At 63.6% G+C, this 13306-nt stretch carries 12 protein-coding genes; 7 read left to right on the forward strand and 5 right to left on the reverse strand.

Annotated features, from left to right (window positions below; all coding sequences use genetic code 11):
• Positions 1-2 precede the first annotated feature (2 nt).
• Positions 3-590 (reverse strand): RDD family protein, encoded by a 588-nt coding sequence (locus tag GBB11_RS10080; protein ID WP_151549976.1) that lies wholly within the window; start codon positions 588-590, stop codon positions 3-5.
• Between the two features lie 107 nt (positions 591-697).
• On the opposite strand from GBB11_RS10080, the gene GBB11_RS10085 reads away from it, so the two are divergent.
• From GBB11_RS10085 to GBB11_RS10095, 3 genes are all read left to right on the forward strand, one after another.
• Complete coding sequence (locus GBB11_RS10085; RefSeq protein WP_151549975.1) at positions 698-1477, forward strand: exodeoxyribonuclease III; 780 nt, start codon at positions 698-700, stop codon at positions 1475-1477.
• Between the two features lie 14 nt (positions 1478-1491).
• The gene (gene cls, locus GBB11_RS10090; protein WP_151549974.1) at positions 1492-2982 is read left to right on the forward strand and encodes a cardiolipin synthase; all 1491 of its coding nucleotides are present in this window, start codon (positions 1492-1494) and stop codon (positions 2980-2982) included.
• 82 nt (positions 2983-3064) lie between these two features.
• The gene (locus tag GBB11_RS10095) at positions 3065-4291 is read left to right on the forward strand and encodes a Na/Pi symporter (RefSeq protein WP_151549973.1); all 1227 of its coding nucleotides are present in this window, start codon (positions 3065-3067) and stop codon (positions 4289-4291) included.
• Here the strand turns inward: GBB11_RS10095 and GBB11_RS10100 are convergent.
• Genes GBB11_RS10100 through GBB11_RS10110 form a run of 3 tightly spaced genes read right to left on the reverse strand, consistent with a single transcriptional unit; the run spans position 4288 to position 6561 of the window.
• Positions 4288-5070 carry an ABC transporter permease subunit gene (locus tag GBB11_RS10100; RefSeq protein WP_151549972.1) on the reverse strand — a complete coding sequence of 261 codons (783 nt, stop codon included), beginning with the start codon at positions 5068-5070 and terminating at the stop codon, positions 4288-4290. The genes GBB11_RS10095 and GBB11_RS10100 overlap by 4 nt on opposite strands.
• 3 nt (positions 5071-5073) lie before the next feature.
• Positions 5074-6027, reverse strand: coding sequence for an ABC transporter ATP-binding protein (locus GBB11_RS10105; RefSeq protein ID WP_151549971.1), 954 nt, complete (start codon positions 6025-6027; stop codon positions 5074-5076).
• A 45-nt stretch (positions 6028-6072) separates the two neighbouring features.
• Positions 6073-6561, reverse strand: a complete 489-nt coding sequence (locus tag GBB11_RS10110) for an NUDIX hydrolase (protein ID WP_151549970.1) — start codon at positions 6559-6561, stop codon at positions 6073-6075.
• Positions 6562-6620: 59 nt separating this feature from the next.
• Here GBB11_RS10110 and GBB11_RS10115 point away from each other — a divergent pair, with 59 nt between their 5' ends.
• The 4 genes from GBB11_RS10115 to GBB11_RS10130 all read left to right on the forward strand — a co-directional run bounded on the left by GBB11_RS10115 (position 6621) and on the right by GBB11_RS10130 (position 12052).
• A complete protein-coding gene (locus GBB11_RS10115; RefSeq protein ID WP_151549969.1) occupies positions 6621-8075 on the forward strand; it encodes a hypothetical protein in 1455 nt (484 codons plus the stop codon).
• Positions 8075-9091 (forward strand): glutamate ABC transporter substrate-binding protein, encoded by a 1017-nt coding sequence (locus tag GBB11_RS10120; RefSeq protein ID WP_151549968.1) that lies wholly within the window; start codon positions 8075-8077, stop codon positions 9089-9091. Before GBB11_RS10115 ends, GBB11_RS10120 begins: the two co-directional genes overlap by 1 nt.
• The gene (locus GBB11_RS10125) at positions 9091-11424 is read left to right on the forward strand and encodes a serine/threonine protein kinase (protein WP_151549967.1); all 2334 of its coding nucleotides are present in this window, start codon (positions 9091-9093) and stop codon (positions 11422-11424) included. Before GBB11_RS10120 ends, GBB11_RS10125 begins: the two co-directional genes overlap by 1 nt.
• 172 nt (positions 11425-11596) lie before the next feature.
• On the forward strand, positions 11597-12052 hold the full coding sequence (locus tag GBB11_RS10130; protein ID WP_151549966.1) for a hypothetical protein: 456 nt from the start codon (positions 11597-11599) through the stop codon (positions 12050-12052).
• A gap of 51 nt (positions 12053-12103) precedes the next feature.
• On the opposite strand, the gene GBB11_RS10135 is transcribed toward GBB11_RS10130, so the two are convergent.
• A complete protein-coding gene (locus tag GBB11_RS10135; protein WP_151549965.1) occupies positions 12104-13306 on the reverse strand; it encodes an acetate kinase in 1203 nt (400 codons plus the stop codon).

Genomic DNA, 13306 nt, shown 5'->3' on the forward strand with positions numbered 1-13306 from the left:
GGCTAGTCGGGGCGGATGACGCGCAGCTCGGCGCTGCGATCGTGCGGGCCCATGCCGAAGGCATCGGTGGCGGCATCGGCGCCGAGCCATCCCGCCACACCGAGCGCCGCCACCGGGCCGGCGATGGGGATGTAGTTGAGCAAGATCCACAGGTTGCGTCGAGAAGCAGAGGTGATACTCACCGGCAGGGCGGCCGGGGCCACCACCCGCAGGCCGAGTAGCCGCTTGCCCACGCTGCCGCCGCAGACATCGCCGGCCACCTGATAGAGATAATAGGCGGCCGGCCAGCCGAGCAGGACGCTCAAGAGAGCGACGGTGCTGACACTGCCGGTGGACACGACAAGAAGCATGGCCAGCAGCGCCAGAGTGACGCCTGCGGCATCGAGTGCGTGCGCGGCCATACGCCGCAGTGCCGGGGCGCAGTAGGTATCACGGCGGCCGCGATTTCGGCCCGGGCCGAAGGCCTGGTAGCGCTCCAGCTCGGAATAGGCCACCGGCGGGCTCATGGCATCGCGCACCCCCGCGAAAGGAAAGCCCCGCCGCGGCTGCTGCAGCTGCTGAGTACGCAGGTACTCATCCTCCGTGAACACCGCATCACTCCTTGATTGAAGTGCCGCCGTCGACGGCACGAATCTCCGTTCTTATCCCTTGTAACGTCGGATTACCCCCAGTTGTTCCAACGACTACTGTAGTGGGCATGCGAATTGCCACGTGGAACATCAACTCCGTGCGCACGCGCATCGAGCGTGCCGTGGATTTTCTGCAGCGCCACGACGTGGACGTGCTCGCGCTGCAAGAGACGAAGGTCAAAGACGAGGCTTTCCCCACCGATCCCTTCACCGAGGCCGGCTACGAGGTGGCGCACTATGGGCTCAATCAGTGGAACGGCGTGGCGCTGATCTCCCGCGTGGGCATTGCGGATGTGCGCACCCACTTCCCGCAGCAGCCCGGCTATCACAATGATCCCGCGCAGCCGCAGGACGTAGAGGCCCGCGCGATCGGTGCCAGCTGCGGCGGTGTGGAGGTGTGGAGCCTCTATGTGCCCAATGGGCGCGAGATCGCCCACCCGCACTATGACTACAAGCTGCGCTTCCTCTATACCCTCGGCGCCTATGCCCACAGCCTGGACACCCCGGCGGTATTCGTGGGCGATTACAATATCGCTCCCCGCGATAGCGATGTGTGGGATCCTTCCTTCTTCGCGGGCAAAACCCATCTCACCGAACCAGAGCGCCACGCCTTCGAGTTCCTGTGCAGCGAGGGGGTGGAAGAAACCTCCCGCCGTTTTAGCGAGGGCGACTATAGCTACTGGGACTATACGGCCATGCGTTTCCCCAAGAACGAGGGCATGCGCATTGACTTTCAGGTGGCCACCGCCGCGCTGGTGGCCCGCGCCCGCAGCGGTTTTGTTGATCGCGAGGAGCGCGCCGGTAAAGGCGCCTCGGATCACGTGCCTGTGGTGGTGGATTATGACTAGCGGGGGCGCAGAGTGTGATTAGCGTGCACTTGGAGTGGTGGCAGACGGCGGGTCTGATCATCGACTACTCCATCCGTATCTTGGCCATCGGCATCGTGCCGGAAGGGCGTCGTCCCGCCGCATCGACAGCGTGGCTGCTGATCATTCTGGTGCTGCCCATCGTGGGTCTGCCGCTGTTTCTGCTCATGGGCTCGGCCTATATCAACCGCCGCCGTCACCGGCTGCAGCAGGAGGCCAATCAATCGATTGAGGCCGTGCAGTCCGAGGCCCCCGACTATCCGCAGCACACCACGCTCAGCCCGGAGCTGGAATCCATAGTCAAGCTCAATCGCCGACTCACCAATATCCCCGCCGTCACCGGCACCACCAAGGGGCTGCTGCCGGATTATTACAACAGCCTGCGCCGCATGGCCGAGGCCATCGATAATGCCAGCGAGTATGTGCATATCGAGATCTACATCATTGCCTGGGATGACACCACGGATCCGTTCTTCCGCGCCTGCGAACGCGCCGTCCAGCGCGGGGTGAAGGTGCGGCTGCTCTTTGATCACGTGGGCTCGTGGAAGTACCCCGGCTATATGCGGCTGGGCAAGAGGCTGGATTCCATCGGGGTGGAGTGGCACGTGATGCTCCCGCTGCGGCCCTGGTTTGGTCGCTGGCGTCGCCCGGATCTGCGCAATCACCGCAAGATGGTGATCGTGGATTCCGAGGTGGCCTTCATGGGCTCGCAAAACCTCATCGATACCAGCTATCTACTGGACGCCAATATTGAGGCCGATCGCCATTGGATCGATCTCATGGTGGAGCTCGAGGGGCCGGTGGTGAACTCGCTGCGCGCTGTGTTCGCCATGGACTGGTACTTCGAAACCGGCGAGGCGCTGAACGTGCTAGAGGAAAAACCCAGCCCGGAGCTGCCGGAGGAACCGGACTCGGATATCAATATTTTGCAGCTGGTGCCCTCCGGCCCGGGTATTCCCACCTCGCCGAATCTGCGCCTCTTTAACTCCATCGCCCACCACGCTAAGCAGCGGCTGATCCTGTGCTCGCCCTATTTCATCCCCGACGAGTCCCTCTTTGAGTCCATTACCAGCGCCTGCTACCGCGGCGTGCAGGTGGATCTGTTGGTCAGCGAGCGTGCCGATAACTTCATCGTCCACCACGCCCAGTCCAGCTACTACCAGGCCCTGCTGGAGGCCGGGGTGCGCATCCACACCTATCCCAAGCCCTATGTGCTGCACTCGAAGTTCATGGTGGCCGATCCCGCCTCCTCCAACCGCGATGCCATCGGGGTGATGGGCTCGTCCAATATGGATATGCGCAGCTTCAACCTCAACTACGAGATCTCGCTGATGGTGGCGCGCGGCTCGCTCACCACTCGGCTCAGCGAGCTGGCCGATAGCTACATCGCCAGTTCCTCGCAGATTGAGCTCGAGGAGTGGTCTACCCGCGGTTTCTGGCGCAAGTATCTGGATAATGCCTGCAAGCTCACCTCAGGTTTGGCATAGGGGGAGGAAATTAGGGCTTCCCACCAGCCCCCATTAATGTTGAGGTCACAGCAATCGGCAGCGCAGGAGGAGGATTCACGAGGTGGCAGCTGACTCACCCACCCGGCTGCCGGGCACCACTCATCCCCGCAATCCGCGGATCACCACCTCCGATTCCGATGTTCTCGCGCCCTCCCTCTTGGGCATGGCGGTGCGCTGGTCGGGCGTGGCGGGGGCTGTGGTGCTGCTCCTCTTTGCGCTCGCATTGCTTGGCGACGCCACCTCGATGCTCTCCCGCGACACCATCGCCACCCTGGTCGCGGCGGCCGCACACCCCGTGGTGGGGCTGTGCCTGGGTATCGCCGCCACGGCGGTCGTGCAATCCTCCACCACCATCACCACGGTGACCGTGGCCGCGGTGGCCACTGGGGTGGTGCCTTTGCCTTTGGCGATCGCGATAACCATGGGCGCGAATATTGGCACCTCGATGACCTCCGCGATCGTGGCCTTGAGTTTTGTGCGCTCGCCGGTGGAGTTTCGGAGCGCCTTCGCCACCGCCAATGTGCAGGGCATCTTTAATAGCGCCAGTGTGGCGGTACTTTTCCCCCTCGAGCTGCTCTTTCACCCCTTGGAGCGCAGCAGCCACTGGCTGAGCACCCAGATCCTCCACGAGGGCTCCCACCAGGAAATCCCCACCGCTGAGTTCGTGCGTCGGCTCAGCGATCCCCTCGTGGAATTGGTGGGCACCCGCGGTGCTGCCGGGGCGCTTGTCGGCGCGCATGCCGCCCCGTGGGTGGTGCTTGTGCTGGGGGCGGCGCTGCTGCTCAGCGCTGTCTATCTGACTACTCGGCAGCTGCATGTGCTTATGGCCCAAGCCACCCGCACGCTCATGGAGCGGGCCCTGGGCGATTCCCAAGCCACTGGGGTGGCGGCCGGGGCGGCGCTGACGGCGCTGATTCATTCCTCGTCCACGGTGACCAGCTCAATCGTGCCCTTCGCCGCGGTGCGCTCCATCACTACCCGGGAGGCGCTATCGCTGACCCTCGGGGCGAATATCGGCACCACGCTCACCACGCTCATGGCCACGCTCGCGGTACAGGGGCCGGCTGGGGCCACGGGCCTCGAGGTGGCCTTGGTGCATGTGCTCTTCAACCTCGTCGGGGTGCTGCTGGTGATGCTCATCCCGCCGGCCACGGACGGCATTATTCGTTTCGCCATCTGGCTGGCTGGGGTGGCCCAGCCGCACCCGGCGCTGAGCACCGCGGCGGTGCTGGCCTATTATCTGGCGCTGCCCGGCGCGGTGGTGGCGCTGTATGTGCTGCTGAACTAGGCGTCGCGCTTCTTCATCGCCAGTAGCCCTGCCACGAGGATCACGGCGGCCCAGACAGCGAAGTAGAGGCCGCTGAGAATCGGGTCCCAATCTGGGCCCTCGACGACGGGCTCGGTGGTCTGGAAGGCGGTGAGATGGTTGAAGGGGCCGTAGCCGCTGATATAGGTACCCACCCGCGGCAGCATATTTCCGAGGATGAGCTCGAGTCCGAGGCTCCATACCAGCACCACCAACATGGCGCCGGCGGTGTTGCGCAACAACCAGGCGAAACCCATGGCAAAAACGATGCTCAAAACGAGCGCCACCGGCTTGGCCCAGAGGGCGTGCTGGACGTAGTCATCGCCCCAGATCTGCATGGAGCTGGCGGCCTCGCCGCCCATTATTTTGCCCACGTAGAGGACAAGGATCAGGGTGAGGAATGAGAGGATCGCCACCACCACGGCGTAGAGCACGCATTTGGCCGCGGCCACCCTCCAGCGGCGCGGCATGGCGGTGAAGGTGGCAGTGGACTGATTGCGGCTGTACTCGGAGGTCACCATGAGTACCGCCTGGACCATCACGATGGCGGCAACGACATCGAGAGTGAAGATCAGGCCGCGGGGCTCGACGATGAACTCGACCTCGGATCCAGCAAATTCGGGATTCTGCGCTAGTTGCCGTGTGCCATAGGCCGACATACCGGCCAAACCGGCGGCGATGAGCACATAGAGCAGCGAGGTGATGTAGAAGGACTTAGTGGTGGTGAGCTTGATGAACTCTGCACGAATGGCATTCCACATGGTTTAGATCTCCCCTTCCGGACGCTGCGGCGCAGCGGTGGTGGTGTGGGATTGGTATTGCACGGAGTCGCCGGTGCTGCGCATGAAGGCATCCTCGAGGGAGCCTCGCTGCTCGGTGAGTTCGTGCACGGCCACCCCAATGGAGTAGGCCAGCCCGCCCACCACATCGGTGGTGGTCTCCTGCACCACCAGGATCTCTCGGCCGTGGGGGTCGTGGGAGCGCTCGGCGTGGACATTCTCCTCCTGCAGCGCGGCGGCCAATTCTTGCGGGTGGTCGGTGCGCACCAGCACCGTCGACTGCGCGGATTGGCGGATGAAGTCCTCGGTGGGGGAATCCGAGACGAGCCGGCCGCGACCAATCACCAGCAGGTGATCGGCGGTCTGGGACATCTCGGAGAGCAGGTGGGAGCTGACGAGGATGGTACGGCCCTCCTCGGCCAGGGAGCGCAGGAAGGTGCGCACCCAGCGGATACCTTCCGGATCCAAGCCATTGACCGGCTCATCGAGCAGGAGATACTCCGGATCGCCCAGCAGCGCCCCGGCAAGACCCAGGCGCTGTGCCATACCGAGGGAAAAGCCCCCCGCCTTGCGGCCCGCGACATCGCTCAGCCCCACGAGCCCTAGTACCTCGTCGACGCGGCGGGTATCGATGCCATTGGAGGCCGCCATCCAGCGCAGGTGATTCGCCGCGCTGCGCTTGGGGTGCACCGCCTTCGCATCCAGCAGCGAGCCCACCGTGCGCAGCGGATTCTCTAGCTCGGCGTAGGTGCGCCCATTGATCGTGGCCTGCCCAGAGCTGGGGATATCCAGTCCCAGAATCATGCGCAGCGTGGTGGATTTGCCGGCGCCATTTGGCCCCAGGAATCCGGTAACGACGCCAGGCTTCACGCTGAACGTGAGATTATCCACCGCCAGCGTGGAGCCATAGCGTTTGCTCAGCCCAGTTACTTCAATCATGTAGCACAGTGTGGCACAGCCCCGCCCGCAGTGCTAGGGCTGCCCTTAGCTTGTCGACGCCATCCCGCCGGCAGCGATCACCGAACGCATCAAGGGAAGCGACTCCGCGAAAGCCGACATGAGCGGATAGGACTCCAGCGCGGCCAAGGGCACCCAGCGCAGCTCCACGGATTCCTCATTGCCGGCGGTGGGCAGCGGCTGCGGGCAGGTGGCCAGCACCTGGGTGTAGCTCCAGCCAGACACATACGGCCCCGCCGTGGTGATGGCGTCGACCACCTGCACCTGCGCGGTATCGATACTGGTTTCCTCGCGAGCCTCACGCAACGCGGCCGCCACCGCGGTTTCGTGGGAATCCCGCGCCCCGCCCGGCAGGGCCCAGGTTCCGCCCTCGGCCGTCCACTGGGCGCGGTGCTGCAGCAATACCCGGGGCGCGGTGTGGGGCGAGGCAATGAGAAAAAGCCCCGCCGCGCCAAAGAGTCCCCAGCGCCGCGAGCCATCGGGGGCAAGGCTCCAACCGTTTCCGTCTCCATCCATGTTCGCGAGTGTAGTTCGAGTACTGGGTATGGCGAGATATCCTCGCTAGACTTGTGGATATGACTCTTTCCGGTACGGGCCAGAAAGCCGGCCCCACGGGTGACAGCGTGGCAGAGGCTGTCACGGAGTTGAGGGCGACGTCGACAAGCGAAGGCGATGCCTGGCTCGATCAGCCAGAACCCGCCGAACGGCGATTCGCCGACGTCACCCGCGAATTGGTGGATGTGCCGCTGCTGCAACTGCGGCGCTTTATTCGCTTCGTGGGCACCCCGCCTGGGCTTATGACGCTGATGTGCGTCATCCTCAGCGTGGCGCTGCTGGCGGCGGGGCTGTCGATCGCGCGCTCCTCCGAGGATCAAGAGCGCGATCTGAATCAGCTGCTCGACCATGTGGAGCCCATGAGTTATTCGGCGCTGAATCTCTATACCTCGCTCTCCATCGCCGATACCTCCGCCACCACCGGCTTTGTGGAGAATCGCGCCGGCTCGCCGCGGGTGCGGGAGCGCTACAATGATGCGATTTCGCAGGCCAGTATCGCCGCGGCGCAGACCATGGGGGAGGTACGCGATAGCAATAGCGAGGAAATGCGCCTGCTGGCCGCTATCAATCAGAAACTGCCGGTCTACACCGGGCTGATCGAAACCGCCCGAGCGAACTACAACATGGGTAACCCAGTGGGCACGGCCTATCTGGCCGAGGCCTCGAGCCTCATGCGCAGCGAGATCCTACCCAATGCCTCGCGGCTCTACGAGCTCACCTCGGCCACGGTGGCCGAGCAGCAGCAGGACCTCACCCGCCCCCAATGGGTGCCGATCTCTGGGCTGGTGGCTGCGTTTGTGCTGCTGGTGCTGGCGCAGGCGTGGCTTTATAACCGCACCCGCCGCATCCTCAACCGTGGTTTTGCCGCTGCCACCGTGCTCATGCTCGCCGCACTGCTGTGGGTGGGATCGGCCAATTGGGCCACGTGGAATGCTGGGCAGCAGGGCTTTAATAAAGCGGCCGGGCCGATGAGTGAATTAACCAATGCGCGTATCGCCGCGCAGCAGGCCCGCACCAAAGAAACCTTGGCGTTGGTGCGGCGCCAATCCGTGGCCGATAATGCCACTCTGTTCTATGCCAGCATGGACCGCATCGATAACGCGATCGACAGCTATCGCTCCTCGCCCCTGCTGGACTCCGCGCAAGATCAGATGGCCACCAACCGAGCCGAGCAGTCCGTGGAGCAGTGGCGGGTGTATCACGAGCGGCTGCGCGACGCCCAGTCCTCCGGCAACTATGACACCGCCCTCGATGTGACCCTCGGTAATCATCCCCGCTCCGCGGCCACCGCCTTCGATGAGCTCGATGCAAACCTCTCCACGCTCATCAGCGATGCCCGCGCCACCATGCGCGACTATATTGCCGATGGCCTGCGCGCCACCCGCCTGCTCGCCATCATGGTGAGTATCTGCTCCGTGCTCTCTGTGGTACTGGTGTGGATAGGTATTCGCCCCCGACTCTTGGAGTTCCTCTGATGCGCCCGCCCGCACCGCACCGCCGCCTTCTGGCGCTGGGCCTTGTTCTGAGCGCCGGGATCGCCGGGTGCTCCGATGTGGAACCCGAGCGCAACCCCGCCCCCACGTGGGTGCAGGAGCTGGCGCATGAACAGCGCTCCTTTCCCGCCGGCGCCCAGTGGGAAAAGGCCGGCAGCCAGCCGCCGGTGCAGGTAGACGAAGCCGAGAGCTTTGCCTCCCTGCGCCCCGATAAGCGCACCCCCGAGGAGCGCGTTCCGGACATTGTGCAGCGCGGCTATCTGATCGTGGGCGTAGACCAATCCCAGAACCTGCTCTCCTACCGCGATCCCGCCACGGGGGAACTCTCCGGTTTCGAGATAGACCTCGCGCGGGAGATCGCCCGCGATATCTTCGACGATCCCGATGCCGTAGATTTTCGCTTCATCGACGCCTCTGATCGGGTCTCGGCGCTGGATAGCGGCACCGTGGACATGGTGATCCGTACCATGACGATCACCCCCAAACGCCAGGGGAAGGTGGAGTTCTCGGCGCCCTATTTCACCTCCCAAACTCGGGTGCTGGTGCACAAGGGCTCCGGTACCACGGGGGTGGACTCACTCCATGGGCGCAGCGTCTGCGTAGTGGACGAGTCCACGGCACTGCAGCACACCCGCACCTATGCGCCCAACGCCGATATTCTGCGCGTGCGGAACTGGGCGGATTGCCTCGTGGCCCTGCAACAGGACCAGGTGGATGCCGTGGTGGGGGATGATTCGATTCTCGCCGGCATCGCCGCCCAAGACCCCACCACGGAGATCGTGGGCCGGCCCATTGATAAGGAAAGCTATGGGGTGGGCATCCCGCCGGCCGAGAAAGGCCACGACACCACGGGGCTGGTGCGGCAAGTCAATTCCACGATCGAGCGCATTATCAGCGATGGCACGTGGCAAGACATGTATGCGCAGACCCTCGGCCCCTACCAAACCTCGGTGTCTCCGCCCACGCCCCACTATGTGGATGAGGAGGGAGAACGCTGATGAGCGATGAAGACTATCCCGTCATGGGCACCGAGGCCGTGCCCTTTGACCCCTTCGCGGACGATGGCGAGGAGGAGCAGGAGCTCGATTCCGATAGCTCCATTCAGGCGCTGCTCGCGGACCTCGGGGCGCTGCGCGATGGGCCGAATCAGCCCACCGCCCCCACCAAAGTGCAGGACGACCCCTCCGAGCGCAGCCGCCGCGAGGCGCTGTCCACCTTCCGCGAGCGGCGCACCCATACCCGTGTGGGCCGGCTGGTGGCCGAGGGCATGGTGCAACTTCCCTTCGTGCCCTTGCACGATCCCGAACGGGCCCTCATTGACCCCAGCGAGGACATCGCCAACGGCACCGAGCCGCCCGCGCTCAGCCCCGGCGATGTGGTGGCCAACCAGTACACCGTGCTGGGCGTGATCGCCCACGGCGGCATGGGCTGGGTGTATCTCGCCGAGGACAGCAACGTCTCGGGCCGCTGGGTGGTGCTCAAAGGCATGATGGTGGAGACCTCGCACCCCTCGCAGGGGGTGGCCGAGGCCGAGCGCGAATTCTTGGCGGATATCACCCACCCGGCGATTGTGAAGATCTTCAACTTCATCGACGATCCGCGGGTGGATGGCGGCTTCATTGTGATGGAGTTCGTGGGCGGGCCCTCGCTGCGGGACCGGGCGAAGCGCTCCGGCGGCACCATCGATATCGACGTGGCCATCGGCTATATCCTCGAAGTGCTGCCGGCGCTGGCCTATCTGCACTCCCGCGGCGTGGTGTACAACGACCTCAAGCCGGATAACATCATCGTCGCCGAGGACCAAGTCAAGCTTATTGATCTCGGCGCGGTCTCCGGCATCGGGGCCTTCGGCTATATCTATGGCACCAAGGGTTTTCAGGCCCCCGAGGTCGCCACCGAGGGGCCATCGGTGGCCTCGGACATCTACACCATCGGACGCACCCTGGCCGCGCTCACACTGCCCCTGCCGATGAGCGAGGGCGTGTACGAGCCAGGGATCCCCTCCCCCACCGCGGAACCGCTGCTGCGCCGCTACTTGAGCTTCTACCGGCTGCTGCTGCGCTGTACCCACGAGGATCCCGCCCAGCGCTTCACGGACATCTCCCAGCTGGAAATCCAGCTCTATGGTGTGCTGCGGGAAATCCTCGCCATTCGCGATGACATCCAATACCCCTCGCACCATTCGGCCTTTTCCCCGCAGCGTACAACCTTCGGCACCAAGCATCTGGTGTTCCAAACCGATCAGCTCATTGATGGCGTGGACCGCACGGTGCGCATCACCCCGGACGAGGTGATCTCGGCGCTACCGGTGCCACTGATTGATCGTTCCGATCCTGGGGCGGCGCTGCTCTCGGGTAGCTCCTATTCCGAGCCCACAGAGACCCTGGAGACCCTCCACCAAGCCATGCAGTCTAGCGAGTATGAACACTCCACCGAGATCCCCCTCGGGGTGGTGCGCGCCCTTTTGGACTTGGGTTTCCGGGACGAGGCGAAATCCTGGCTGGAGTCGCTGGAAGAACGACTCGGCAACGATTGGCGCCACCAGTGGTTTTCTGGGGTGACCACCATGCTCACCGGGGATCTCTTGGCCGCGCAACGGCATTTCAACCAAGTGCTGCACATCCTGCCCGGGGAGCCGGCGCCGAAGCTGGCGCTGGCGGCGGTCAATGACATGCTGCTGCAGGAAAGCTCCCACGACCATGTCGCCCTGCTCAGCGACACCGCGCTGAAGGCCGCGCTCCTCGGCCCCGATGCGGCGGAGGTGACACCGGAGCAGATGAGCTCCATTAGCGATGACTGGAACTATGTCACGAGCGTGCCGGCGAAGCTGCGCTTTCACACTATTCAGCTCTATCAACTGGTGTGGGCCACCAACCCCACTACGGTGAGTTCGGCCTTCGGCCTGGCCCGGCAGCTCTATGCCGAGGGCCAGACCAACTTGGCGGTGGCGGCGCTCGATCGGGTACCGCAGGCCTCACGGCATCAGCGTATGGCGCAGCTGAGCACCATCATGATGCTCATTTCTGGGGAATCCACCGAGTCCGCCATCCGCCGCGCCGCCCGCCGCTTGGAACAGATCCCCACCAACGAGCCCCGCTACCTACAGCTCCAGGCTGCAGTCACGGCCGCCGGGCTCTACTGGCTGCGTAGCAATGACCTCAGTGAGGCATGCTCGCCCAATGAGCTTTTCGACGACCCCTTCACCCAAACCGGTCTGCGCTACGGCCTTGCTCGCTGGCTCCGTGGCCTGGCCCGCAGCGCCCACCACACCCTGCATCGCTATGAGCTCATCGACATGGCCAATAAAGTGCGCCCCACCACTTGGCTGTAGAGGCCACGAGGCGGCCCGTGGATAGGCACAGCCGCACCACCCCATAGAGGGGAAAACCAACAGGCCACGCCGGATTCTCTCGCATCCCCCACAGGTAATGTTTGACTTAGCTCACTACCGAAAGCAACCTCCGGAAACCACGCGCCACAGGGCGATTCGGATACTCAACCGTTTGGGATACTCGCTATCCTCCAAGAACCACAAGGAGAACGTTCAGCCGATGCTACGTGAAGGGCCACTCATCTCAGGTTCCTTTTTCGCCCTGGCCTGCGCCCTGCTTGGTATTTCTGCGGCCATCACGGTAAAAGAAGAGCTGGATACAGCCAGCAAGGTCCACAACGGCGGTCTGCCCTATTCCGTGTGTTTTCTTCTCGCGGGCTTGAGCGTCACCGCACTCATTGTGTACTCCCTGTATCTGTCCATCACTGGGTGGTCGACCACGCGCTTCCTCCGAGCAATGTGCCTGACAGTGAGATTCTCTGCGCTGCTGGCGGTGGTCTGCTCCGTGTGGTTTATCGTGGTCACTGGCCTCTTCAACATGGGGGGAGTACTGGGCATCATGCTCGCCCTCTCCTGCATGTTCTGGGCCAATGGCCTATTCAAGCTACACACCCAAGAACACAGCTAAATACACGACTGTGGCGGTACCCTTTCGGTACCGCCACAGTGCTTTTTGGTGCTAGCTGTTCTGCGCCAATTGATCTGCGTAGCGGGCGATGGCGAGTTCCTCGTTAGTGGGAACCACAAAAACCTTCACCTGAGAATCATCGGCAGAGATCTCACGCGGGCCGTCATTCGGCAGCTCATTGCGCTCGGGATCGATCTTGATGCCAAACCACTCGAGGTTCTCTAGCGCATCGGCACGGACGAATTTGTCGTTTTCTCCCACACCGGCAGTGAAGGTAATGGCGTCCACGCGGCCCAAGGCCACCATGTAGGAGCCGATATAGCGGCGCAGCTGGTGGATGTAGATATTGTAGGCCAGCCAGGCGTCATCATCGCCTTCTTCGATGCGCTCGCGCAGCACGCGGAAATCATTCACCCCGGCGATGCCCTTCACACCGGACTTGCGGTTGAGCAGCTCATCGATCTCATCGATGCTCATATTCGCCTGGCGGGCCAAGTGGAAGACGATGCCGGGATCAATATCACCCGAGCGGGTACCCATCACCAGACCGGCCAGCGGGGTCAGCCCCATGGAGGTGTCGATGGCCAGCCCGCCGCGAATAGCCGCACAGGAGGCACCATTGCCCAGGTGCAGGGTGATCTGATTGACCATATCGGCGGGTTTATCGAGCAACGCCGGCACATGCTGCGACACATATTCGTGACTGGTGCCATGGAAGCCATAGCGGCGCACCCCATACTCGCCAGCTACCTCGTTGTTGATGGCGTAGAGGGCGGCTGCGGGCGGCAGCGAATGGAAGAAACCGGTGTCGAACACGCCCACGTGCGGGATGTCCGGCAGCAGCGACTGCGCCACCTCGATGCCGTCGATATTCGCCGGGTTATGCAGCGGGGCGAGCGGGATGAGATCGCGGACCATGCTGATGACCTCATCGGTGAGGATCACCGGCTGGGAGAACACCAGCCCGCCGTGCACCACGCGGTGGCCCACTGCGGAGATGTCCACATCCTCAATGCCGCAGCCATGCTCGCGCATGAGGTCGAAGGCCAGCTTCAGCCCCACCGAGTGATCGGGAATCGGCGCCTCCACCACATGCTTGTCCCCCAGGTGTTTGAGGGTGACGCGGCCGGAGTCCTCCCCGATCTGCTCCACCAGCCCAGAGGCAAAAGGCTCATCTTGGGCGTGGGAGGCGGGATCCACCAGCTGGAATTTGATGGAGGAGGAGCCAGAGTTAAGAACGAGAGAGTAGCTCAT

Origin of the sequence: Corynebacterium sp. 74A (genome assembly GCF_008930665.1) — a bacterium.
In the GTDB taxonomy this organism is placed as follows: Bacteria; Actinomycetota; Actinomycetes; order Mycobacteriales; family Mycobacteriaceae; genus Corynebacterium; species Corynebacterium megadyptis.

Excerpts from the sequence above, each read along its gene's own strand:
- GBB11_RS10085 (WP_151549975.1), top strand. The coding sequence starts at position 698 with ATGCGAATTGCCACGTGGAACATCAACTCCGTGCGCACGCGCATCGAG.
- GBB11_RS10100 (WP_151549972.1), bottom strand. The coding sequence starts at position 5,070 with ATGTGGAATGCCATTCGTGCAGAGTTCATCAAGCTCACCACCACTAAG.
- GBB11_RS10105 (WP_151549971.1), bottom strand. The coding sequence starts at position 6,027 with ATGATTGAAGTAACTGGGCTGAGCAAACGCTATGGCTCCACGCTGGCG.
- GBB11_RS10110 (WP_151549970.1), bottom strand. The coding sequence starts at position 6,561 with ATGGATGGAGACGGAAACGGTTGGAGCCTTGCCCCCGATGGCTCGCGG.
- GBB11_RS10115 (WP_151549969.1), top strand. The coding sequence starts at position 6,621 with ATGACTCTTTCCGGTACGGGCCAGAAAGCCGGCCCCACGGGTGACAGC.
- GBB11_RS10120 (WP_151549968.1), top strand. The coding sequence starts at position 8,075 with ATGCGCCCGCCCGCACCGCACCGCCGCCTTCTGGCGCTGGGCCTTGTT.
- GBB11_RS10125 (WP_151549967.1), top strand. The coding sequence starts at position 9,091 with ATGAGCGATGAAGACTATCCCGTCATGGGCACCGAGGCCGTGCCCTTT.
- GBB11_RS10135 (WP_151549965.1), bottom strand. The coding sequence starts at position 13,306 with ATGAGCTACTCTCTCGTTCTTAACTCTGGCTCCTCCTCCATCAAATTC.